General features: G+C 34.9%; 13 protein-coding genes. All 13 read left to right on the plus strand.

Features of this window, described 5'->3' with window-relative positions; translation table 11 throughout:
- The first annotated feature begins 12 nt into the window (after positions 1-12).
- The 13 genes from PQ462_RS10435 (at position 13) to PQ462_RS10495 (ending at position 25,885) form a co-directional block, all read left to right on the plus strand.
- Positions 13-2,286, plus strand: a complete 2,274-nt coding sequence (locus PQ462_RS10435; protein ID WP_274253414.1) for a GH92 family glycosyl hydrolase — start codon at positions 13-15, stop codon at positions 2,284-2,286.
- Between the two features lie 14 nt (positions 2,287-2,300).
- Complete coding sequence (locus PQ462_RS10440; protein ID WP_274253415.1) at positions 2,301-2,864, plus strand: hypothetical protein; 564 nt, start codon at positions 2,301-2,303, stop codon at positions 2,862-2,864.
- A gap of 319 nt (positions 2,865-3,183) precedes the next feature.
- Positions 3,184-4,035 carry a DUF4861 family protein gene (locus PQ462_RS10445; protein ID WP_274253416.1) on the plus strand — a complete coding sequence of 284 codons (852 nt, stop codon included), beginning with the start codon at positions 3,184-3,186 and terminating at the stop codon, positions 4,033-4,035.
- Positions 4,036-4,260: 225 nt separating this feature from the next.
- Positions 4,261-6,090, plus strand: a complete 1,830-nt coding sequence (locus tag PQ462_RS10450) for a metallophosphoesterase family protein (protein ID WP_274253417.1) — start codon at positions 4,261-4,263, stop codon at positions 6,088-6,090.
- 52 nt (positions 6,091-6,142) lie between these two features.
- Positions 6,143-10,177, plus strand: a complete 4,035-nt coding sequence (locus PQ462_RS10455; protein WP_274253418.1) for a hybrid sensor histidine kinase/response regulator transcription factor — start codon at positions 6,143-6,145, stop codon at positions 10,175-10,177.
- Between the two features lie 462 nt (positions 10,178-10,639).
- Positions 10,640-11,527, plus strand: coding sequence for an inositol oxygenase family protein (locus tag PQ462_RS10460; RefSeq protein WP_121361347.1), 888 nt, complete (start codon positions 10,640-10,642; stop codon positions 11,525-11,527).
- A gap of 206 nt (positions 11,528-11,733) precedes the next feature.
- The gene (locus tag PQ462_RS10465; RefSeq protein WP_274253419.1) at positions 11,734-14,841 is read left to right on the plus strand and encodes a glycoside hydrolase family 2 TIM barrel-domain containing protein; all 3,108 of its coding nucleotides are present in this window, start codon (positions 11,734-11,736) and stop codon (positions 14,839-14,841) included.
- Positions 14,842-14,944: 103 nt separating this feature from the next.
- Positions 14,945-16,087 carry an acyltransferase family protein gene (locus PQ462_RS10470; protein WP_274253420.1) on the plus strand — a complete coding sequence of 381 codons (1,143 nt, stop codon included), beginning with the start codon at positions 14,945-14,947 and terminating at the stop codon, positions 16,085-16,087.
- Between the two features lie 227 nt (positions 16,088-16,314).
- The gene (locus PQ462_RS10475; protein WP_274253421.1) at positions 16,315-17,952 is read left to right on the plus strand and encodes a sodium/sugar symporter; all 1,638 of its coding nucleotides are present in this window, start codon (positions 16,315-16,317) and stop codon (positions 17,950-17,952) included.
- A gap of 177 nt (positions 17,953-18,129) precedes the next feature.
- Entirely contained in the window at positions 18,130-19,659 is a 1,530-nt protein-coding gene (locus PQ462_RS10480; protein WP_274253422.1) for a glycoside hydrolase family 28 protein, read from the plus strand.
- A gap of 224 nt (positions 19,660-19,883) precedes the next feature.
- The gene (locus PQ462_RS10485; protein WP_274253423.1) at positions 19,884-21,323 is read left to right on the plus strand and encodes a glycoside hydrolase family 28 protein; all 1,440 of its coding nucleotides are present in this window, start codon (positions 19,884-19,886) and stop codon (positions 21,321-21,323) included.
- Between the two features lie 24 nt (positions 21,324-21,347).
- Complete coding sequence (locus PQ462_RS10490; RefSeq protein WP_274253424.1) at positions 21,348-23,333, plus strand: alpha-L-arabinofuranosidase C-terminal domain-containing protein; 1,986 nt, start codon at positions 21,348-21,350, stop codon at positions 23,331-23,333.
- Between the two features lie 80 nt (positions 23,334-23,413).
- Positions 23,414-25,885, plus strand: a complete 2,472-nt coding sequence (locus tag PQ462_RS10495) for a glycoside hydrolase family 95 protein (RefSeq protein ID WP_274253425.1) — start codon at positions 23,414-23,416, stop codon at positions 25,883-25,885.
- Positions 25,886-25,909 lie beyond the last annotated feature (24 nt).

A 25,909-nucleotide genomic window follows, 5' to 3' on the forward strand; every position in this document is an offset into this window, starting at 1 on the left:
AATAAAGAAGCAATGAAAATATACAGTAAAAATATACTTTTAGGAATATCACTTTTATTTGCGATAACTTCTTATGCCCAAAAAACAGTTTACCAATATGTAGACCCCATGATTGGATCTGAAGGAGTCGGCAGGGTTTTTATCGGGCCTTCCTGTCCGTACGGAATGGTAAAACCAAGTCCTGATTGTACAGTAAGTCCAAACAGCGGATGGCTTCCAATACCTAAAGAAATTACAGGATTCAGTCAGGTGCATGTCAGCGGAACCGGCGGCGGTCCAAAATACGGGAACATCTCAATTATGCCGTTTTCCGGAGCTTTAGATAAAATGGATCAGACTTCTTTCAGAGCAGAAGAAAATGTAAAATTGGGGTATTATGAAACGGTTTTCAAAGAAAACAATATTAAAACAGAAATAACGACTGGAGAAAAAGTTTCATTTTACAGAATAACCTATCCTAAAAATCAATCAAAAGAATTAAAAATTGACCCTGGATTTTTCCTTGGAGAAGAAAAGATTCCAGATGCCAGAGAAGCACAGCAGTTTGTAGGTTCTCAGATCGAAATAGTTTCAGATACCGAAGTAAGAGGTTACAGCCGAATTCGAGGAGGATGGAATAACGGACGTGCTTATACGGTTTATTTTTGGGCCGTTTTTGATCAGCCAATTGCAAAATATGTCACTTTTAAAGACGGTAAGTTTTACAACAATCAAAAAGCACAGTTTGATTCAGGAAAGAAAACCGGAGCATTGCTTTCTTTTGGAAATTCAGGAAAAGAAGAATTGAATGTCAAAATTGGAATTTCATTTTTGAGTGAATTAAAAGCCAAAAACAATATAGAAGTCGAAATCCCGCATTGGAATTTTAATACCGTTTTAGCCGCTTTAGAAAATAAATGGGAAGACTTATTAAACAGAATTAAATTATCTGATGATACTCCTTTGGAATACAAAAAAATGTTCTACACAGGTTTGTATCATACCATGATTATGCCGGTTGATCGTACAGGCGAAAATCCGTTATGGACCAATGATGAACCGTATTATGATGATTTTTATACGATTTGGGACACCTTTAGAACTTCAAGTCCGTTAATTACTTTAATAGATTCTAAGCGTAAAGTAGATATTATCAACGCGATGCTGAATATTTACAAACGCGAAGGATATATGCCAGAAGGAAGAAGCGGCAATGATAACGGACGAACTCAAGGCGGTTCTAACGCTGAGGTTGTAATTGCTGATGCTTTTGTAAAAAAACTAAAAGGAATAGATTACGAACTGGCTTTACAGGCTATGATTAAAGATGCTACAGTACCGCCCGGAGGAAATGAAGAAAGAGAAGGAAGAGGCGGACTGATAGATTATCTTAAATTAGGTTACGTTCCGTACGGCACAGATCGCGCAGGAAACCGAACAATCGATTACTCGTACAACGATTATAATATTGCCACAGTAGCCAAAGGTTTAGGAAAAACAGAATTATATAATCAATACATGAAACAGGCCGAAAGCTGGCAGAATTTATGGCGTGCCGATTATGAAAATAACGGCGCAAAAGGATTTATAATGCCAAAAGACAAAGACGGAAACTGGCTGGATGATGTCGTTTTCGGAGAATCAAAAATCCAAAAACCGACTTTCAAATATACACCTGTCATTATCGAATCGCCTTGGTATGTCTGTCATTGGTGTGTATTTTTCTACGAAGGAACTTCTTGGGAATATTCATTTAGTCTGCCGCATGATATTCCGGAATTAGTTAATAAATCAGGAGGAGAAAAAGCATTCGAAAAACGATTAGACATATTCTTCGATAATAATTTATTCAATGTTGCCAACGAGCCCTCATTCTTAACACCGTGTTTATACCACTGGATTGGGAAACCGTATTTAAGCAGTGATAGAATCAGAACCATTATCAAGGATAATTTCAATACATCAAGAGAAGGTCTTCCCGGCAACGACGATTCAGGAGCAATGTCTTCTTGGCTGGCTTTCCATATGATGGGATTGTATCCAAATGCGGGACAGCCTTATTATCTAATCAATACACCTTTGATTAAGGAAGTATTTGTAAAATTAGAGAACGGTAAAAGTTTTAAAATCACCACTAAAAAAATGAGTGATAAAAACAGATATATTAAAAGTGCTTTGCTAAACGGAAAACCATACAACAAAGCATGGATTTTACATGACGATATTAATAATGGAGGAGAACTGATTTTAGAAATGGATTCGAAACCTTCGGCTTGGGGAACAACAATTTTACCACCAGCAAAATAAAAATGATGAGTAAGATGAAAAATATATTTTTAGTTATTGTTTTCTGTGCCATTTATCAAGCTACAATCGCACAGAATTATGTTCCAACATTGAAAAATAACACCCAGCTGCATTATGTCTGCAAACTGCACGGACAAACCAGAACTTTACAGCTTACGGCCGAAATGTCAAAAAACGCATTGGCTTTTAAACTAGAAACAAGAGGCGTAAATAGTAAAATAGTAATGCTTCCTGAAGCAGTAAAAAACGGAAATGCTTTGAGTTTTAATCAGGGAGAATATGCGCCGGTTTTGAACTTAGAATCAAATGAAACGTTTTTTATGATTTCGCAGTCGGCTTATCAGGATTTGATCAAAAACAATTCATTTGTGTACAATAACACGACTTATGTTCTCGATAAAAGCGAAGATAAAAATGGAATTTCAATTGATGGAAAAACAGTTGATGCACTGCACGTAAAAGCACAGATAGACGAAACTGAAATGTGGATTATCAAAAATCCGGAGTTTCCTTTGATCTGTAAAATCATCAAGAACCCATTAGGAATTAATCCAACATTATTAAAAGTAGTAGATTAATAAAATTGGGATTGTTTTTCAAACACATAGAGACATAGGTTTCAATGCTTGCTAAAGGCGTATCACTTGCATAAATTCACATATAAGCTATGTGTTAGAAACTTAGTTTCTTTTTGCCATCTTTTTAGACAATTTAAAACTATGTTTCTATGTGTTTAAAATAAATTTAGTAAAAAAGAGGAAAAATATCAGTTAAAGAAATTTCACATTTTTAGTATTAATTGATAATTTCCAAACAATAGATATAATTCTTAGTAGATTGTTGAAAGTTGTTTTTAAATTTACAGGAATTACACTTAAACTTATAATATTTTAAATTATGAAACTATCTATCGTAACCTCTTTACTTTTTTGCTGTGTTTGTTTTGGACAGAATAATACAGACAACAGTTTGTATATGAAGTCAGACAAAATTACATATCTAACAGATATCGGCTCAGAATCAGGAGATTTATATAAAACAATCGGACATCACGGTCCGGCAGTTGAAAACGAGTGGATGGCATTGCGAATTTACTTTAGCGATAAAGTAGCAATTGACGTTTATTCTAAAGCCAGACCAGGTTTAGAATTAAGAAAAGCAAATTGGTACCCAACACCAGAACAGCAAAAAGAAGGCTGGGGAGCTGATTATTATAAAGTAGCTTCAACTGTTGGTTTAGGAGGAGTAAAACTTTGGGACGGAGAAAAAGTTGTCCCTTTAAATCCGGTAACCAATCGTTTGGCAAGAGTAGGGAAAACAGATACAACTTCCTGGATGGAAATGATTTCAAGAGGAGTGCCTTACAAAGGAAAAAAAGTAGACATTTTAGTTCGTGTCACAGTATTTTCAGGTAAAAGAGAAGCAAAAGTAGAAGCTGTTTCTTTAACTGGAGAAAAAGTACAATTTGCCACAGGAGTAAATTACTTTAAAGATTGTGCAACGAAAAAAGGTGCAGATTATATTGCAGTTTGGGGAAAACATCCGGAAGATGTGGCAGCTGAAATTGTTGAAGTTGGAGGAGCAATTAAATACAATCCGAAAGATTTTGAAAAAACTACAGACGACGGAACGCAGTATTTATTGATTTCTAAACCAGCAAAGAACTTAGAAACAACCATTTTATCTTCATGTGCAAGAGAAACAGAACTAAACACTTTAGATAAATTGGAAGCATACATTAAAAAATAATAGAATTATTCTTTAAGCAAGAACGCGGATTAAACGGATTTACTTCGTAAAGACGCGGATAAAAACGGATAATCTATTTATATTTTTTAAAAGATTAATAAAAACCGATTTTATCCGCGTCTTCGCGTTAGCGAATCTGTTTAGTCCGCGTCTGATTTTACAGGTTTTCTATTTTTAAAATAGGACAAATAAAGGATAATCATAAAAATAAAACCAACAAAATACATGTTTAGAACATCGGCTATACTAGTACTATTATTCTTTTTATATTCCTGCAAATCACAGCAGAACACTAAAAAAGAAGTTCAGATTGCTTTTATAGCTGATGCTCATTTACAAGACATTTTTGCCAAATTTGAAGACAGCAATTATCAGGGAATTCCAAATCCGGTAACGGGCGAATATGCCAATATCCGAACCATGAATTCGCAATTGCATTCGACCCGAATTTTCAATGAAAATTATTTCGCCTTTTTAGAAGCCTTAAATGACATTGTAAAAAGAGGCATCAAACAAGTCGTGCTTCCGGGCGATTTCAGCGACGATGGACAGCCTGTTCAAGTTCGCGGACTGCGAAAAATACTCAATGAATATTCTCAAAAATACGGACTTTCATTTTATGTAACCACAGGAAATCACGATGTGGTAAGGCCCTTTTCGCAGGATGCTGTTAAAACTGATTTCTTGGGTAAAGACGGAAAAGAACAGATTATCAGCAGTTCTCCAGATAATTTCAATAAAAATAAAACAGAACTCGAACCCATAATTACAGTCGATATAAAAAACTGGGGCTACAAAGAAACCATTAACGAAATGCGTGATTTTGGTTTCTTTCCAAAGAAGAGTGATGTGTATTGGGAAACTCCTTTTTCTAATTACAGCTATGAAAATTATAATTTTGGGGAAGCTCAAAAAGAATCCGTTTTAGAAAAAAGAACGTATCTAATAAAAAATACCAATTTGTATCTGCCAGATGCGAGTTATTTGGTTGAACCAATAAAAGGAATCTGGCTTTTGGCGATAGATGCAAATGCGTATGTTCCGAATGAAAAATTATCAGGAAAACCAAATGATCCGCATGATTTTTCGGGAGCGAATACAGGTTACAATAACGTTCTCATTTATAAAAATCACCTTTTAAATTGGGTCAAAAAAGTTGCCGCGGAAGCAAAACAAAAAGGAAAAGTGCTGATTGCTTTCAGTCATTATCCAATGATTGATTTTAATGACGATGCTTCGCCTGAATTAAAACAGCTTTTTGGAGCCAATAAAATGCAATTGCAAAGAGTTCCTGATGAAGAAGTCGCACAGCAATTTGCCGATGCCGGAATTCAGATTCATTTTGGCGGACACATGCACATCAACGACACCGGTGTTAGAACATCGGCAAAAGGAAATACATTGTTTAATATCCAGACGCCTTCGCTTGCAGCGTATATGCCGGCTTACAAAATATTGACCATTCATACTAATTCTGATCTCGAAGTAGAAACGGTTGTCATTGGCAAAGTCAATAAATTCAATAGTTTATTTCCTTTTTATGAACAAGAATATGCTCATTTAAAAGAAATTAAAAGCAAGGATATTTGGAATAATGAAATTCTGAAAGCCAAAGATTATGAGGATTTTACCAATTGGCATTTAAAAGAATTAGTGCGTTTGCGTTTTTTACCGGAAGATTTTCCGGCCGAATTTTTAAAATCAATTGTAAACCTTTCAGGAAAAGATTTATTGCTGATTAATAATGATAAAACCGAGATTGATTCCCTTTTGAAATCCAATTCTTTCACAATTTCTGATTTTGAATCGTGGACAGGATTTGATATGATTTTCGATTTTTACCGACTAAAAAGCGCCGATGAACTGGCCTTTTCAAAAATTGGAAAGAAAAGATTAAAACAATACGAACTGATATGCAGTCAGTTAAAAAAATCAAACGATCCTAAATTGGTTTTGTGGGCAGCAATATTCCTTAAAACCATGAACGGCGAGCCTTCAGATCATTTTAAAATTGATTTAAAAAACAACAAAATTGATAATTTATCTGTTAAATAATTTTGATATTTATTAAATCAAAAAGATTAAATTGCATTTATAATTTATTTCCATGAGACTAAAATCCCTTTTATTATTCTTGCTTTCGGCATTTTTTTATCATTCGTATTCACAGAATATAAAATTTGCGCATTATAATGATAATAACGGGTTGTCTCATAATTCGGTACGTCACATTGTACAGGATAAAAAAGGTTTCATGTGGTTTGGAACGTTTTCAGGGTTAAATCGTTTTGACGGTTATCAGTTCAAAAATTACATGAGTTCTACGCCTGGAAAAAACAAATTATACAATGATGACATTACGGCTTTAAAACTGGACGAAAAAGCCAATCAGTTATGGATTGGAACCCGAAAAGGATTAACGCTTTTTCAAATGGATACCCATGTTTTTACTACTTTTTTCCATAAAAAAGAAGATCCAAACAGTCTCCCGGATGATGAAGTCAGATCGGTTTATGTAGATAAATTCAAAAGAATCTGGGTAGGAACCAAGACCAAAGGAGTTTACTTATTCTTTTTGCAGGAAAACCGATTTGAAAAAATTGATCTAAAAGGTTTTGATTATGTAAAAGAAATTTTTGAAGACAAAAAAGGTAATATCTGGGTTGGAAGTTATGAAAAAGCGGGTGTAGCCAAAATTACTCTGGATACAAAAGGAGCAATTGTCAGAATTAATAATTACACGCTTTCTGTTCCAAATTCGAATATAAAAAATCCATATCTGAATTTCATCTACGAAGATGCCAAATCGGATATTTTTATCGGAACCCGTGAAGGATTGTATAAACTGGATAAAGCAAGCGATAAGTTTGTTAATCTGTATATTGACAATAAACAGGTTAGAGGTGCTTTAGGACCTTATTTTCTTTCAGTTGCACAAGCTCCTGACGGCAAATACTGGGTTGGTACTCTAGGCGGATTATTGGTTTGTGATCAATTAGAAGACATTCAAAATGGAAATTACAAATGGTATTATTCAATTTTATCAGATGATACTTCGCTGGTAGATAACCTGATTTCGGCACTTTATTTTGATGCTTCAGGCGTTTTATGGATTGGTACAGAAGACGGATTGGATAAATACGACCCTTATGAAAATCAGTTTACTTTAAACAAAGACATATCACGTTCTATTGGTAATCAAGCTCCTAGAATTAGAGGTTTTGCCAAAACGTATGACGAAAAAGTGATTGTTGCAACTTATCACAACGGACTTTTTATTTCCAATACAAAAGATTCGAAGCCGCTGCACAATACCGGTAAAGATATCGCGAGCATTTATTCTGATGACGGAAAGATTTTTTACTGCGGTCTTTGGGACGGAAACATTTTGGTGTACAACTACACTTCAAATTCTTCAAAGGAAATTAAAGCAGGATTCGAAAAATCGCCTGTTTTTGCTTTTTCTAAAATTACACCACATAAAATGATTGTAGGTTCATTTGGAGAAGGAGCTGTAATTCTCAATACTAAAACGCTTCAAGTCGAAACGTCAAGTAAACTTTTACCTAATTTTCAGATTAATGCGATAGAAAGAGATGCCAAAAACAACGTTTGGTTTGCCACAGAAACCGGAGTGGTGAAATACAATATCAATTCAGGAAAAATAGAAACCTATTCGTCACTTTTTGTCAAAGAAAAAGGAGTACCGCATGATGAAAATGTAAGCGATGTTTTAGTAGATGTAAAAGGAAAAATCTGGGCATCAACCCGTTTCGGATTGTGTTTGTTTAATCCGAAAAAGAATGAATTTGAACCTGTAAAAAATCTTAGAGAGCTTTCAGGAAAATGGATTACGGATATTCTTTCGGATGCCAATGGAAATCTTTGGCTCAATATCAACAACAATAATATTGCTTTTGTAAAATCCAATCTAAAAGATATTAGTATTTACCATGTAAACAGCGGTAACAGACTGGACGTTTTTAGTTCGAGCGGTTTCTTTTATTTTAATAATTCGAATATTTTTCTGGGAGGTAAAAACGGAATTATTTCTTTTTCGCCGCCGGCAATGAAAAGAAACAATTGGTCGCCACTGCCTGTAATTTCTGAATTTAAAATTCAGAACGAAGAAGTTTTTCCTGAAATGGAAATCAATGGGGAAATTCCGCTTTCAAAAGACCTCAATTATGGTAAAGAAATAGAATTAAGCCATAAAAACCGAAATTTCTCTCTTCAGTTTTCAGCTCCGTCTTTTGCAAATGAAAAACTTAATAAGTTTCAGTACATGCTGGAAGGTTTTGATAAACATTGGATTACGGCAAATAGTACCTCAAGAATAGTTCAGTATACCAACCTTTATCCGGGAAATTATACTTTTAAAATCAGATCCAGCAACAGCGACGGATATTGGAGCAAAACGGTTTCTTATAAAATAAAAATTCTGCCTCCTTTTTGGCTTACACCGACTTCTTTTTTAATGTTCTTTGCGATTTTATTTGGTGTCTTTTATTTCATTAGAAAAGAAATTAAAAACCGTATACGTTTAAAACAAGAACTGCTTACCGAGAAAGTAAACAGAGAGCATGATATAAAATTAAACAATGAGAAATTACGTTTCTTTACCAATATTTCGCATGAATTAAGAACGCCTTTAACCTTGATTTTAGGTCCGGCGAAACAGCTTTTAGACGAAAACAGCAACGCAACAGATTATGAAAAAAGCCGATATAATCTAATTTATCAAAATGCCAGCAGATTATTGAATCTTGTGAATCAGGTTTTGGATTTTAGAAAAGCACAGTCAGGCGAATTAAAGCTGAAAGTGACTAAAACGGATATTCTGGCGTATTCAAAAAATATCTTTGATTCCTTTAAGGAAATGGCTTATAACAAAAAGATTAAACTCAATTTTATTACCGAAGATGACGAAATAAACGGCTGGCTGGACAATGATAAATACGATAAAATCCTGTACAATCTTTTGTCGAATGCCTTAAAGTTTACCAACAAAAATGGAAACGTAGATTTATATGTTCGACTGAAAGACACAGTTGAAGATATTCTTGTCATCGAAGTTACCGATGATGGAATTGGGATTCCGTTAAAAAGTCAGGAGAAAATTTTTAAACGTTTTTATCAGGCGACCAATAGTAAAGCCAATAATACTGGTTCTGGAATTGGTTTGTCTTTAGTAAAATCTTTAGTGGCAATTCATAAAGGAACTATTTCTGTAGAAAGCACACAAGGAAAAGGAAGCACATTTAGAGTGGAAATTCCGATTGATCGTGAGTCTTATGAGCATAAAGAAGTATTTGAATATGCACTTAAAAATGACAATCTGAGCATGCTTATTCCTGAAAAAGCGGCGAAGAAAATTATTCAAAACACCGATTTAAAAGAAAAAATATTAGTAATAGAAGATAATAATGAACTTAGAAAATATCTGGTAGATTATTTGTCTGATTATTACAAGGTTTATGAGGCAGAAAACGGATTGGAAGGTTTAAAAATCTGCCGACAAATAAAACCTATTTTATGCGTTACCGATGTCATGATGCCGGTTATGGACGGATTGGAATTTTGCCGTGAGCTTAAAAATGACGAATTCATAAGTCATATTCCGGTTGTAATGCTGACGGCCCTTTCTGAAAATATGGACAAAGTAAAAGGCTATGACACTGGAGCTGATGGCTATTTGGTTAAACCTTTTGAGCCTTTATTGCTTAAAACGGTTATAGAAAATATGATCAAATCGAGATTAGAGCTCAAACAAAAATTCTCTGGCGAAGTAGAAAGTAAAGTCAGTATGCTGACGCACTCGCCAATAGATGAAGAATTTATGGAAAAAGTGACGAATCTAATCAATGATAACCTAAGTGAAGTCGATCTTTCGACAGATTTTCTGTGTGATAAATTGGGCGTAAGTTCTTCAAAATTATACAGAAAAATTAAAGAACTAACCGATTTAGCGCCAAACGAATTTATTAGAACTATTCGTTTAAAAAAATCAGCAGAACTGCTTAAAACGAAAAAATATAATGTTTCGGAAGTAACTAATTTAGTTGGGTTTAATGATCCGCTTTATTTCAGTCGCTGCTTCAAAAAACAATTTGGTTTCCCACCTAGTAAACTGATTAATTAGTTTTTTTTGCCACGAATTACACTAATTTTCACGAATTTATATGAGATTAATCTTTGTCAAAGTTTTAAACTTTGACAAAGATTTTTTTAGATTATCAAAAACATAACCCGTGGTTTCAACCACGGGGACACAATGCATATCGACAATCTAATTTTCCTTACAACGTTTCCCGTGGTTGAAACCACGGGCTATATTTGAAATACAAATCTTCAATCTTGTCATCCTGACGAAGGAAGGACCACACTCGAAAATCGAACAACATTGGCAATTTCCTATATAGAAATTCTAATATAATTTCGACTTCCATAAAATGACAAAAAAACAAACTTTCTTGATTTTAGATCAATTAATCGGTAAAATTCTTACAATAATAAGAATTATCCATGTTTTTGATGTATTAATCCATTTTGAACGGAATACGTAATTCTATTTTTGTCTTATTAACTTTTAACTATAACCCTTATGAAAAAGCATATAGACACAGACAATCCGTTGAAAAATTTAGATGAGTGGGAAGATGATTTGTTAATGCGATATCCTGACCCTTCTGAAGAAAATGAAAGTGTAAAAGAAAAGCAGAAAGAAGAATTTAGAAATTATGTTGATTCTGAAAGAGTAGAAACGGTTAAAGAATTTTACAGGATAAACCATACCTACCAAACTTATGACTTTGTATGCAGTAAAGAACAAGAATTTCTGCAATTTAATAGAAAAGAAATGTCAATCTGGGAAGCTGTCGAGTTTTTAAACACGCTTGTAGACGACAGTGACCCAGATATTGACTTAGACCAGACACAGCACCTTTTACAGACTTCTGAAGCTATTCGTGCTGACGGTCATCCGGATTGGTTTGTACTGACAGGTTTTATTCATGACTTAGGTAAAGTTTTATGCTTATTTGGAGAACCGCAATGGGCAGTCGTTGGAGATACTTTTCCGGTTGGCTGTGCGTATTCGGATAAAATTGTGTATTCAGAATTTTTCAAAGAAAATCCAGATTATACAGATGAGAGATTCAATACTAAATTTGGAATCTATACTGAAAACTGCGGATTAGATAACGTAAAAATGAGCTGGGGTCATGACGAATATTTGTATCAGATTATGAAAGATTATCTGCCAGATCCAGCCTTATATATGATTCGTTACCATTCCTTTTATTCTCAGCATAAAGAAAATGCGTATGCACATTTAATGAATGAAAAAGACATCGAAATGTTTGACTGGGTACGAAAGTTCAATCCGTATGATTTGTACACAAAAGCTCCCGTAAAACCAGATGTAAAAGCATTACTTCCTTATTATAAAGAATTAGTTGCGAAATATCTGCCTGAAAAATTGAAGTTTTAAAAGTTTATTTAAACACATAGAAACATAGATTTTTTGAGTGTAATAGTATTAATTAAAAGAAACTAGTTTCCCACACATAGCTATGTTTTTTGTAATAAATGAAATGCCTTTTTATACAAAGAAAAACTATGTTCCTATGTGTTTAAAAAAAAAATATCATCTAGCTATCTAAAACCAAAATAATGCAGAAAACCAAAATATTTTTTATGAGCTTGTTAATTCTTTTCACAGCAGGAATTTCAGCTCAGGAAAAAGACCATAACGATTGGGAAAATCCTGAAGTATTTCAAATTAACAGAGAACCAGCCCGCGCTGCTTTTCTTCCTTATGCAGATGAAAGTTCTGCTGTAATGGATAAATATGAAAATTCGCCTTGGTATTTTTCTTTAAACGGTACATGGAAATTTTCCTGGTCGCCAACGCCAGACGAGCGCCCGAAGGATTTTTACAAAACAGATTTCAGTACGCTGCATTGGAAAGATCTTCAAGTGCCTTCTAATTGGGAACTGCACGGTTATGGCGTGCCAATTTATACTAATATCACGTATCCATTCGAAAAAAATCCGCCTTTTATCAATCATTGGGATAATCCAGTAGGGTCTTATAAAAGAGATTTTGTGCTGCCTCAAAACTGGAAAAACCGACATGTTTTTCTTCATTTTGAAGCAGGAACTGCAGCAATGTATATTTGGGTAAATGGAGAAAAAGTTGGTTATACAGAAAATACCAAAAGTCCGGCAGAATTTGATATTTCTAAATATTTAAAACCAGGAAAAAACAATCTGGCTGTAGAAGTGTACAGATGGAGCGATGGTTCGTATCTGGAAGATCAGGATATGTGGAGACTTTCTGGAATAGACAGAAATGTGTATTTGTATAGTACTGAAGATGTTCGCATTTCAGATTTCTTTGCAAAACCAGATTTAGATGCGAAGTATAAAAACGGAAGTTTAAATGTGGATGTAAGTTTGAAAAATCTGACTTCGACTTCAGTTAACAATCAAAAATTAGTTGCAAAATTAGTTGATGCTTCAGGGAAAAATGTATTCACTAAAGAAATCAATGTCAATTTTGAAGCATCAAAAGTTCAGACAATCAATTTCGCTCAGAATGTATCAAGTCCAAAATTATGGAGCAGTGAAACCCCCAATTTATACACTCTGCTTTTGACTTTAAAGAATCAAAAAGGAGAAATTATAGAGACGGTTTCAACACAAATCGGGTTCAGAAAAGTAGAATTAAAAGGCGGTCAGTTATTGGTAAACGGAGTTAGATTGATGGTTCATGGCGTAAATATTCATGAGCATAATCCAGAAACGGGACATTATCAGGATGAAGCAACGATGATGAAAGACATCAAAATGATGAAACAGCTGAATATCAATTCCGTTCGCTGCAGTCATTATCCCAACAATATTTTATGGGTAAAACTATGCAATAAATACGGTTTGTTTTTGGTCGATGAAGCCAATATCGAAAGCCACGGAATGGGAGTAGAGGGTCAGCCTTTAAAATGGATGAATCCAAAAACGAATCCGGGCTATCTTCCAGAATGGAGAGAAGCACATTTGGACCGAATTTACAGCCTTGTTGAAAGAGATAAAAATATGCCGTCTGTAATTATCTGGTCATTAGGTAATGAAAGTGCTAATGGACCTGTTTTTCATGAAGCATACAAATGGATAAAAAAGAGAGACAATACCAGATTGGTTCAGTTTGAGCAGGCAAAAGAAAACGAAAACACAGATATTGTTTGTCCGATGTATCCAACAATCGAATACATGAAGGAATATGCGGCACGCAAACAAGTTTCACGTCCATACATTATGTGTGAGTATTCACATGCGATGGGAAACAGCAGCGGGAATTTTCAGGAATACTGGGATATCATTCGCGGCAGCAAAAATATGCAGGGCGGTTTTATCTGGGACTGGGTAGATCAGGGATTTCAAGGAGTTGACGAAGCGGGCCGTAAATATTGGACGTATGGCGGTGATATGGGAAGCCAGAATTACCTAAACGATGAAAATTTCTGCCACAACGGATTGGTTTATCCAGACAGAACACCGCATGTTGGGGCGTTTGAAGTCAAAAAAGTATATCAGGATATTTTATTTAAAGCGATTGATATCAAAAATGGTGTAATCGAAATTAATAATGATTTTGGATTTACAAACCTGAATAAATACAACTTTAGATACGAAGTTTTAGAAAACGGAAAAGTAATTAAAGAAGGAACTTTTAATGTTGCTTTAGATCCAAAAACGAAAAAGCAATTCAAACTTGATTTACCAAAATTGCAGTCAAAAGCAGGAATAGAATATTTACTGAATGTTTTTGCTTACACGAAAACAGGATCTGAATTATTGCCGCAAAACTTTGAAATTGCCAAAGAACAATTTGTAATCGAAGACGATAAGTATTTCGAAAAATCTGAAAAAGTAAATACTGCAAAAGTTCAGGACGAGAAAGATCAGTTTGTTTTGACATCGGATAATGTAACGGTTAAAATCAGTAAAATGACTGGATTGATTTCGTATTACAGTTTAAAAGGCGAAGAATATTTCAAACAATATCCTGAACCTAATTTCTGGAGAGCACCAACCGATAATGATATTGGAAATAAAATGCAGATTAGAACCAATGTATGGAGAACGGCTGGAAAAAATACCTCTTTAGAAAGTATTGAGCAGACAGAAGAAAATGGTCAAAAATATATCGCAGCAAAATTAAAACTAAATGATGTGGGTTCTGATTATACCATCAAATATGCATTGGCAAATGATGGAGCTTTAGAAATTCAGGCTTCGTATAAAAAAGGTGCTAATCCTGTTCCTGAATTACCGCGTTTTGGAATGATTTTTACTTTGAAAAATACATTAGAGAATCTGGATTATTACGGAAGAGGACCTTTAGAAAATTATCCGGACAGAAAAACATCATCTTTAAAAGGAATTTACAGCAGTAAAGTTGCAGACCAATATGTGCCTTATACACGCCCTCAGGAGAATGGATACAAGACCGATATACGCTGGTTCAAATTAACAGGCAATTCAGGAAATGGATTGGAAATAAAAGGTCTGCAGCCTTTAGCTATGAGTACTTTGAATAATTATCCAAGCGATTTTGACGGAGGAATTTCTAAAAAGAATATTCATTCCAGTGATATTACTCCCAGAAATGAAGTTGTGGTCTGTGTTGACTTAACCCAGCGCGGACTTGGCGGCGATAACAGCTGGGGATTACCGCCGCATGAACAGTATGTATTAACAAAGAGTGAATACAGCTACGGATTTATTATAAAACCACTTTAAAAATAACCTGTTGCTTTAGTTTTCAGTCTCAGTTTTCAGTCACATTTGGTACTGAAAACTGCGGCTGTGACTGAAGACTAACCCAAAAGCGAATACTAAAAAAATGAATAACACTACAAATGGAAGACTAATCTCTTTAGATGTGCTTCGCGGATTTGTTATGTTTTGGATTATGAGCGGCGAACATATTATTCATGCTCTGGCTAAAGCAGCACCAATTCCTATTTTTATCTGGATGTCTTCGCAGCTGCATCATGCGGAATGGAATGGAATTACATTTTATGATATGATTTTTCCTGTCTTCTTGTTTGTTGCCGGAGTTTCTATGCCTTTCTCTTTCGAAAAGAAAATAAAATTAGCAGGAGTTAAGGAACCAAAAGATCTGCCTAAAGCCGAAAAGCGTAAAATCTATTTATCAATGCTGAGAAGAACCTGTATTTTACTGGTTTTAGGATTTGTTGTAAATGGATTATTGCGATTTGATGGATTCGATCAGACCCGCTTTGCGAGTGTTTTGGGAAGAATTGGACTGGCTTGGTTTTTTGCAGGAATCATCTATTTGAATTTTGATTTCAAAAAACAGTTAATCTGGTTTTTCGGAATTCTCATTGGATATTATGCTGCAATGAAATGGATTCCGGTTCCCAATTTTGGAGCAGGAGTTTTAACCAAAGAAGGTTCATTGGAAGGCTATATTGACCGCTTGTTTTTACCAGGAAGACTCCATAGTACAGTGTACGATCCGGAAGGAATATTTTCGACTATACCGGCCATTGCAACAGCTTTATTAGGCGTTTTTATCGGAACATTTTTAAAAGCCAAGTGTCCTTTTTCTATAAATATCAAACTGCTTTTAATGGCACTTGCAGCTGTAGTTTTAATTATTGCAGGTTTAATATGGGATATTAATTTTCCTATCAACAAACATTTGTGGACCAGTTCTTTCGTATGTTTTGTTGGCGGATTCAGTATTTTATTTTTTGTTTTTTTCTATGTAATAATTGATTTACTGGGTTTTCAAAAATGGGCATTCCCATTGGTTTTAATTGGCTCAAATTCTATTTTGATTTACATCGCTGCAGAAGGTTCTGTCGATTTTAAGCATACAGCAGATTATGTTTTTGGCGGCCTTATACAATACACGTCAATTATTTGGCAGCCTTTTTTTGCTGCTTTATCAGTAACCGTCGTACAGCTTTTGTTACTCTATTTTTTATATAAAAAGAAATGGTTTCTCAAGATTTAGAAATCTTAATATATTTTTTAAACACATAGAAACATAGAGATTTATGACGCATTAAAATACAAAAAGAGAATAATAAGAAACTAGTTTCTAACACATAGCTATGTGAATTTATAACAAATGAAATGCCTTTGTAGAGTTTCGAAAGCTATCTTTCTAAGTGTTTGAAAATTATTAAGCTCTATTTTAAAAATACATTTTACTATCTAACCACACAATAACCACACATTATGAATGTATTACAAACCGCAGATTACATTGTTTTCTTCATATACTTTGTCATAGTCACAGCCTATGGAATGTATATTTACAGGAGCAAAAAAACAGCAGCAACGAGTTCAAACGAATATTTTTTAGCCGAAGGTTCTCTGACCTGGTGGGCAATTGGCGCTTCTTTGATTGCTTCTAATATTTCAGCAGAGCATTTTATAGGCATGAGCGGTTCTGGATTTGCCATCGGACTTGCGATTGCTTCTTACGAATGGATGTCGGCTGCTACTCTAATTATCGTAGCCATGTTTATCCTGCCCATTTATCTTAAGAATAAGATATTTACTATGCCGCAATTTCTTGCTAAAAGATACAGTGGCACCGTAAGTACGATCATGGCAATTATCTGGCTGTTGATTTATGTTTTTGTCAATCTTACTTCCATTATTTATTTAGGTGCTTTAGCTATTTCGTCTATTGCACCGGTTAGCTTTCAGTTTTGTGTTATCGGTTTGAGTTTATTCTCTGTTATTGTAACTTTAGGAGGAATGAAAGTCATAGGATATACTGATATGTTTCAGGTTATTGTGTTAATTCTTGGAGGATTAGTAACCACTTATTTGGCATTGACTTTACTTTCAGATCAGTTTGGTTTTGGAAAAGACATTCTAAAAGGTCTTGCTGTGATAGCAGATCAGGCGCCAGATCATCTACATATGATTTTAGACGAATCCAATCCGCATTATAATGAATTGCCGGGAATGTCAGTTTTGGTTGGCGGTATGCTAATCAATAATCTGGCATATTGGGGATGTAATCAATATATTGTTCAAAGAGCTTTAGGAGCTGATTTGAAAACCGCAAGAAAAGGAATATTATTTGCGGCTTTCCTAAAATTATTAGTGCCAATTATTGCCGTTTTACCTGGAATTGCCATGTTTGTAATGCATCAAAACGGAACATTTCAGCAGGAAATGGTGGATGCGGCAGGAGTTTTAAAACCAGATCATGCATATCCAACTTTAATGAATTTACTTCCTGCCGGATTAAAAGGTGTTGCATTAGCGGCTTTAACAGCGGCAATTGTTGCTTCTTTAGCAGGAAAGGCTAATAGTATTTCGACTATTTTTTCTTTAGATATTTATAAAAAATACTTTAATTCTCAGGCATCAGAAAAAAAACTGGTTCGCACCGGAAGATGGTGTGTAGTAGTTTGTATGATTATCGCGGCTTTTGTGGCGCCAGCTTTAAAAACTTTAGATCAGGCGTATCAGTTTATTCAGGAATATGTAGGTTTCTTTTCACCGGGAGTTTTAGCAATTTTCTTGTTGGGAATGTTTTGGAAAAAAACAACGCCATCTGCTGGGCTCGCAGGCGCATTATTGACGGTGCCGATTGCCGCAGTTTTAAAATTCCTGCCGATGTGGACAGAAGGTGCTTTCCCTGATTATCCTTTTTTAGATAGAATGACTATTGTTTTCTTTATGATCGTATTCATAATGGTTGGTATTAGTTTAGCAAAACCAGCATCTGAGGAAGAGTCTGAAATTCATAAAATAGAAGTAGATAAATCAATGTTCAAAGTTTCTTCTGAATTTATTGTAGGTTCCTTTATTATCAGCGGAATTTTGGTGGCTTTGTATACTGTCTTCTGGTAAATTTTATTGCCACAGATTATTAAGATTAGAAAGGATTTTTTTCACGCAGATTCTGCAGATTTTGGCAGATTAAATTAGATTTCTTTTAAAAAAATCCGTGGAATCTGCTTAAATCTTTTTAAATCTGCATGAAAAACTTAGTAATACTATCGAGAATAAAAATTAAAATGATAATCAATGAAAAGAAATTTTAAAATCATACTGTTGATATTTTGTATTTCCTTAACTGTTTCGGCACAGAAAGTATTTGATATTAAAAAATACGGAGCTGTAGGAGATGGAAAAACTTTAAATACAAAAGCAATCCAAAAAGCCATTGATGCAGCCAATAAAAGTAAAGGCGGAAAAGTTCTTTTTTCTAAAGGCACATTTCTGTCTGGAAGTATCGTTTTAAAAAGTGATGTGGAGTTGTTTTTTGAAGACGGCGCTGTTTTATTAGGAAGCACAAATCCAGAAGATTATCCAAAATACGAAGGAATCAGAGCTTTAATTATTGCAAATGAATCCAAAAATATTGCGGTAAACGGAAAAGGGATTATAGACGGACAGGGAAGAGAACTAGCTTTGGCAATTGACAGTCTGCATCATACAGGAGTTCTAATTGATCCAAAATACAATTACAGAAGAATGCGTCCTGAAGATGGAAGAGGAAAATTGATTTCGTTTGTAAAATGCGATTCGATTACGATGACTCAAATTACCTTGAAAAACAGTCCAGGCTGGGTACAGTGTTTTACAGCATGTAAAAATATCGTAATTGATTTTATGAAAGTTGATAGCAGAGCCTATTGGAACAATGACGGAATTGATGTTAACGGCTGTGAAAATGTTCGAATAACCAATTGTAATGTAAATGCCGCCGATGACGGAATCTGTTTAAAATCGGAAGTGCCGGGATTGCACAATAACAATATTTATATCGGAAATTGTACCATAAGATCAAGTGCCAATGCTGTAAAATTTGGAACAGGTTCTTACGGAAGCTTCAAAAATATAACCATAGAAAATATAAAGGTTTTTGACACTTTTAGATCGGCGGTTGCAATTGAATCTGTTGACGGAGGGGAAATCGAAAACATTAAAGTTTCGGATATTACCGCTGTAAATACAGGAAATGCAATTTTAATTCGCTTAGGACACCGAAATGGAGAAAAAGCTGGATATATCAAAAATGTATCCGTTAAAAATGTGAAAGCGCAAGTTCCGTTTGGGCGTCCAGATATTGATTATGATATGCGCGGACCAGAAGTTGATTATTTCCATAATCCGTTTCCGTCTTCGATTGCAGGAATTCCGGGACATTTGATCGAAAATGTGACCTTAGAAAATATTGAAATTATTTATCCAGGAAAAGCTTCAAAAGGAATGGCATATCATCCGTTAAGCCGATTGAAAGATGTCAAAGAAAACATAAACGGTTATCCTGAATTTACAATGTTTGGAGAATTGCCTTCTTGGGGATTTTATGTGCGCCATGTAAACGGAATCGAAATGAAAAATATTAAATTGATTCTGGATAAAGAAGATTTCCGTCCGGCTTTCGTTTTTGATGATGTGAAAGATTTGACGATGAAGGAGATTGATGTTCCTTCTGATAAAATGAATCAGATTGTTTTTAAAAATGTTTCATCAAGCAATTTGGACAGTGAATCTTTAAAACGAAAAATCGAACCAGAACAAAATAAGTTTGAATTGCCAGCGCGTTGAGAGTTAGACACAGAGGCACAAAAACTCAAAGTTTTTTGCCAATGATTGTAAAATTTTGTTTCACGCAGATTTAAAAAGATTTAAGCAGATTTTTTTTAAAGAAATCAAATAAAATCTGCCCAAATCTGCAAGATCTGCGTGAAAAAAAACTTAGCGAGATTAAAAAAATAAACCAAAAACTTTGCGAAGTATATCTCAGATAAAGTTTTTAATACATAAATAAAATGAAAAAGAAATCCATAATTGCGATCCTAATTTTCTGTATTTCCTTAACTGTTTCTGCACAGAAAATCTACGACGTTAAAAAGTACGGCGCAAAAGGAGACGGAAAAACCAACGATGCAGCAGCCATTCAAAAAGCAATTGATGAATGCAGTAAAACAGGCGGAAGAGTTTTAATTCCGGCACCGTTTACGTTTTTGGCAGGACCTTTTGATGTAAAATCAAAAGTAGATTTACATATCGAAGCCGGAGCTAAATTATTGGCAAGTCCCGATGAAAAATTATATACCAAAAGTGCTTTCAGAACCAATCCCGGAGAAGGAACAATTTGGATTGGAGGTGAAAATGTTGAGGATTTTACCATTAGCGGCAGCGGCAAAATAGACGGAAACGGAATTTCTTTTATGGGTGAAGAACAGGAAGATGCTTATGTACTGAAACCTTTTAATGTCTTAGATCCAAGACCTCACGTTTTGACGATTATCGGCGGTAAAAATATTAGAATTCATGATGTGCATATCGGAAATTCAGCCTATTGGACGATTCATTTAGTGGGTTGTAACGATGTTGTAATCAGCGGGATTACTTTACTAAATAGTTTGAAAGTCCGCAATAGCGACGGAATAGATTTGGATCATTCCAAAAATGTTCGAATCAGCGATTGTTATATCGAAAGCGGTGACGATTGTATTTGTTTAAAAAACCGCAGAGAGTTTGAAGAATTCGGTGCCTGCGAAAATATTACGGTTACCAATTGTACCATGACCAGCAGCAGCTGTGCCATTAAAATTGGTTCTGAAAATATGGATGCGATCAGACAAGTCGTTTTCAACAATTGTATCATTAAAAACAGCAATCGCGCTTTAGGAATTCAGAATCGTGATGAAGGAACAGTAAGCGATGTTATTTTCTCCAATATTATTGTTGAAAGTAAATTAAATACAGATACTTGGTGGGGAAAAGCAGAACCGATTTATGTAACTGCTTTCAGCAGAGCAAAAGGAAATCATAAAGATGCGAACTGGCGTTTTCCGAAAGGTGCAACAGAAGGAAAAGTGGGCGAAATCAAAAATATTTATTTTTCTAATATTCAGTGTACTGGGGAAAATGGCGTGTTTGTAAGCGGCGAATCTAAAGATAAAATCCAGAATATTGTTTTTGATAATGTGAGTGTTTTTATGGATAAAACAACTTCTTTTCCTGGAGGATTATACGACAGACGTCCGGCTAATGTTGAAGGTTTTGTAAAAGGGAGTACTTCTGGATTTTATTTTGAAAATGCAGAACGCATTAAGGTTCAAAACTGTACCGTACAATGGGGAAAAAACAAACCAGATTATTTTAAATATGCTGTCGAAAGTAAAAATGTAGATTCTTTAATTATTACTAATTTAGACGGACAGGCCGCTTTTCCTGAAAAATTAGAAGCCGTAAAAAAATAAGTATCTGACTATTTCCAAAAAACTATGAAAAATAACCTCCTTTCTAAATCCATTTTTGGCTGTTTATTGTTGAGCAGTCTTTATACAAATGCACAAAAAGCGAATTTAGAAGTTGATGCTTCTAAAACGATTACTAAAATCCAGCCCACTATGTTCGGACTGTTTTTTGAGGATATCAATTTTGCTGCAGATGGCGGATTATATGCAGAAATGATTAAAAACCGCTCTTTTGAATTTGATAAACCAATGATGGGGTGGGAACAGCCGAATACCAAAAGATCTTCTTTAAACAAAGAATCAGGTAGTGCTTTGCCAATTAATCTTTCGAAGGAAAAAAACAATACTAATTTTTGCAGAGTTGAAATCAACAATGACAAAGGTTACGCATTAATAAATGAAGGTTTTAGAGGAATGGGAGTTAAGAAAGATGCTAAGTACAACCTTTCTTTAAAAGCGGCCAATCATAATGGAGCGATAAAAAAAATCATTTTCCAGTTAATTGATAAAGATCAAAAAGTGATTGGAGAAACGAGCATTGTTCCAAAATCAGAGCAATGGACTAATTATACTTCGCAGTTTACAGCTGCTCAAACCGAAGCAAAAGCAAAACTAAAAATCACTTTTGAAGGAAACGGAACTATCGATCTGGATATGGTTTCGCTGTTTCCAGAAGATACTTGGAAAAATAGAAAAAACGGACTTCGTAAAGATCTTGTACAGCTTTTGTATGATGTAAAACCGGGATTTTTACGTTTTCCGGGAGGATGTATTGTCGAAGGCAGAACGCTTTCAGATCGTTATCAATGGAAAAAATCGGTTGGTAATATTGAGGAAAGAAAAACAATGATGAACCGCTGGAATGTCGAATTCAACCACAAACAAACGCCTGATTATTTCCAAAGTTTCGGATTGGGATTTTTTGAATATTTCCAGCTTTCAGAAGATATTGGTGCAGAACCGCTTCCAATTTTAAGCTGCGGTATGGCGTGTCAATATAATACTGGAGAATTAGCTCCTATGGACGAACTCGATCCGTATATTCAGGATGCTTTAGATTTGATTGAATTTGCAAATAGCGATGTAAGCACAAAATGGGGAAAACTCCGCTCAGATATGGGACATCCAAAACCATTTAATCTAAAATATATTGGAGTTGGAAATGAGCAATGGGGAAAAGATTACATTGACCGATACAAAGTTTTTGAAAAAGCTATAAAAGCAAAATATCCAAAAATAATAATTGTATCTGGAACTGGACCTTCTCCAAAAGGAGAACATTTTGATTATGCGATGACAGAACTAAAAAAATTGAACGCAGAATTGATAGACGAGCATTATTACGAAAGTCCGAAATGGTTTAGAGAAAATGCCGGACGTTATGATAATTACGACAGAAAAGGTCCAAAAATATTTGCTGGAGAATATGCGGCACAAAGTGTTTCAGGAGCGAATCCGAATAACAGAAACAATTGGGAATGTGCGTTTTCTGAAGCCGCTTTTATGACAGGATTAGAACGAAATGCAGAAGTGGTAAATATGACTTCGTATGCACCTTTAATGGCTCATGAAGACGCTTGGCAATGGACTCCGGATATGATTTGGTTTAATAATCTGCAGTCGTATGGTTCTGCAAATTATTATGTACAGCAATTGTTTTCAACCAATAAAGGAACAGATTTATTGAGTATTACGCAAGATGGAAAAGTTTTAATCGGACAGCATGATTTGTATGCTTCAGCAGTAAAGGATATCAATACAAAAGAAATTATTGTGAAATTGGTTAATACTGCTGCATCAAATCAGGAAATTACAATCGATTTGAAAGGAGCAAAATTAGGTTCTAAAGGAAGTATAATTACACTCGTAAGTTCGAATGTTCACGACGAAAATTCGTTTGCAGAACCTAAAAAAATAAGTCCGAAAACAAGTGAATATAAAATTACGAAAGGAAAACAACAATTGAATCTTCCTGCGTATTCGGTAACGGTTTTGAAACTGAAAACGATCTAAAATTAATATTCTTCCAGTTAAACCTAACAGGTTTTTAAAAAACCGATTCTTGATTCGAATTATCATTTAAAAATAAATACATGCCCAGCTATTCTCTTAAAAAAAAACTTTTATTACTGTTAACGCTGACAGGATTCTCTGTTACTGCGCAACAGGATTTAAAACTGCAATACAAGCAGCCTGCGGTTGAATGGACAGAAGCTCTTCCAATTGGAAACGGAACGCTAGGCGCAATGGTTTTTGGCCGAGTAGATTCAGAATTAATTCAACTAAACGAAGCGACTTTATGGAGCGGCGGACCTGTACAGAAAAATGTAAATCCAAATGCATTTCAAAATCTGGCTTTAATTAGAGAAGCGCTTAAAGCAGAAGATTTTGACAAAGCATATAATCTGACGAAAAATATGCAGGGCGCTTACAGTGAAAGTTTTATGCCTTTGGGAGATCTTTTACTAACGCAGGATTTAGGCGGCAAAAAAACGGATTCTTACAATAGAAGTCTGGACATTCAAACTGGATTAGCGGTAACCAATTTTAAAGCTGACGGCGTAAATTATAAAAGAGAAATCTTTGCATCAGCGCCTGCGAAATGTATTGTAATGAAACTTTCGGCAGATCAGCTTAAAAAACTTTCGGTTTCAATTGATGCTTCCAGTCTTTTAAAAAATCAAAAAGAAATACAAAATCAGTCATTGGTTTTAAAAGGAAAAGCGCCTTCGCATGCCGATCCGAATTATATTGATTACAATAAAGAACCTGTTATTTATGACGATCCAGCGGGATGCCGCGGAATGCGTTTTGAATTAATCGTAAAACCAATTGTAAAAGACGGAACGGTAAGTTATGAAGGAAACAAAATAGTGATTAAAAATGCTTCAGAAATAGTACTTTTTATCTCGGCGGCAACCAGTTTCAACGGATTTGACAAATGCCCCGACAGTCAGGGAAAAGACGAACATGCTTTTGCTGAAAACCCGATTAAAAAAGCATCAGTCAAAAAATATGATATTTTAGTTAAAGAACATCTTCAGGATTTCCAAAAATTCTTCAATAGAGTTTCTTTACAATTAAATGAAAAAGAAACCAATAAATTCAATCTTCCAACAGATATTCGTTTGGAACAATATGCTAAAGGAGAAAAAGATGCTGGATTAGAGGCTTTATTTTTTCAATATGGTCGTTATTTATTGATTTCTTCATCGCGTACACACAACGCGCCAGCCAATTTACAGGGAATCTGGAACAATAAATTGCGTGCGCCGTGGAGCAGTAATTATACAACCAATATCAATTTGCAGATGAATTACTGGCCTGTTGAATCGGCAAGCTTATCAGAATTGTTTTTTCCGCTTGACGATTTTGTAAAAAATGTTTCTGTAACCGGAGCCGAAACAGCCAAAAGTTATTATCATGCCAAAGGCTGGGTTTTGCATCATAACTCAGACATCTGGGCTACGACAAATCCTGTCGGCGATTTTGGAAAAGGAGATCCAATGTGGGCCAATTGGTACATGGGAGCCAATTGGTTAAGCAGACATTTATGGGAACATTATCAATATACAGGCGATACGGAATATCTTAAAAAAGTATATCCAATTATAAAAGGCGCCGCGGAATTTAGTTTAGACTGGTTACAGCAAGACAAAAATGGCTATTTGGTTACGATGCCATCGACTTCGCCGGAAAACAAATATTATTATGATGGAAAAAAAGGAGGCGTAGTGACAACAGCTTCTACTATGGATATTGGGATTATAAAAGATTTGTTTGAAAATACGAGTCAAGCTTCTAAAATACTAAATATCGACGCTGATTTTAGACAGAAAGTTGATAAAGCAGCCAATCAATTATTGCCTTTTCAGATAGGAGCAAAAGGGCAGCTGCAGGAATGGTATAAAGATTTTGAAGACGAAGATCCGCATCACAGACATACCTCACATTTGTATGCCTTGCATCCGGCTAATTTAATTTCACCGTTAAATACACCAGAATTAGCATTGGCAGCTAAGAAAACTTTAGAATTAAGAGGAGACGACGGAACGGGCTGGAGTCTGGCATGGAAAGTAAATATGTGGGCAAGACTTTTGGACGGAAATCATGCTTATAAATTATTCAAGAATCAGCTGCGATTGACAAAAGATAATGATCCAAAATACAAACGACAAGGAGGCTGTTATCCCAATCTTTTTGATGCACATCCGCCATTTCAGATCGATGGAAATTTTGCTGGAACGGCAGGTGTAATAGAGATGCTGATGCAGAGCCAGAACAATGAAATTCATTTGCTTCCTGCTTTGCCAGACGATTGGAAAGAAGGCGAAATTAGAGGAATTACAGCAAAAGGAAATTTCACTGTAAATATAAAATGGAACGAGGGTAAAATGAGCCAGACTAAAATGGTATCGAATAACGGAGGAACTTGTAAAATAAGATCTTCAGAACCCTTTATAATTGAAAAACTGAATATCAAAAGCGATAAATCATCTATTGGATATACGGCTGTATTTGAGACTAAGAAAGGCGCATCTTACATCATAAATCCTCTTCAATAATTTTTCATTTAATAAACTAAAAAA

It is taken from the genome of Flavobacterium sp. KACC 22758, from assembly GCF_028736135.1.
In the GTDB taxonomy this organism is placed as follows: Bacteria; Bacteroidota; Bacteroidia; order Flavobacteriales; family Flavobacteriaceae; genus Flavobacterium; species Flavobacterium johnsoniae.

Bases quoted from the DNA above. Each gene is read 5' to 3' on its own strand.
- PQ462_RS10440 (WP_274253415.1), top strand. From the start codon at position 2,301: ATGAAAAATATATTTTTAGTTATTGTTTTCTGTGCCATTTATCAAGCT.
- PQ462_RS10470 (WP_274253420.1), top strand. From the start codon at position 14,945: ATGAATAACACTACAAATGGAAGACTAATCTCTTTAGATGTGCTTCGC.
- PQ462_RS10465 (WP_274253419.1), top strand. From the start codon at position 11,734: ATGAGCTTGTTAATTCTTTTCACAGCAGGAATTTCAGCTCAGGAAAAA.
- PQ462_RS10495 (WP_274253425.1), top strand. From the start codon at position 23,414: ATGCCCAGCTATTCTCTTAAAAAAAAACTTTTATTACTGTTAACGCTG.
- PQ462_RS10460 (WP_121361347.1), top strand. From the start codon at position 10,640: ATGAAAAAGCATATAGACACAGACAATCCGTTGAAAAATTTAGATGAG.
- PQ462_RS10455 (WP_274253418.1), top strand. From the start codon at position 6,143: ATGAGACTAAAATCCCTTTTATTATTCTTGCTTTCGGCATTTTTTTAT.
- PQ462_RS10480 (WP_274253422.1), top strand. From the start codon at position 18,130: ATGAAAAGAAATTTTAAAATCATACTGTTGATATTTTGTATTTCCTTA.
- PQ462_RS10490 (WP_274253424.1), top strand. From the start codon at position 21,348: ATGAAAAATAACCTCCTTTCTAAATCCATTTTTGGCTGTTTATTGTTG.
- PQ462_RS10450 (WP_274253417.1), top strand. From the start codon at position 4,261: ATGTTTAGAACATCGGCTATACTAGTACTATTATTCTTTTTATATTCC.
- PQ462_RS10485 (WP_274253423.1), top strand. From the start codon at position 19,884: ATGAAAAAGAAATCCATAATTGCGATCCTAATTTTCTGTATTTCCTTA.
- PQ462_RS10435 (WP_274253414.1), top strand. From the start codon at position 13: ATGAAAATATACAGTAAAAATATACTTTTAGGAATATCACTTTTATTT.
- PQ462_RS10445 (WP_274253416.1), top strand. From the start codon at position 3,184: ATGAAACTATCTATCGTAACCTCTTTACTTTTTTGCTGTGTTTGTTTT.
- PQ462_RS10475 (WP_274253421.1), top strand. From the start codon at position 16,315: ATGAATGTATTACAAACCGCAGATTACATTGTTTTCTTCATATACTTT.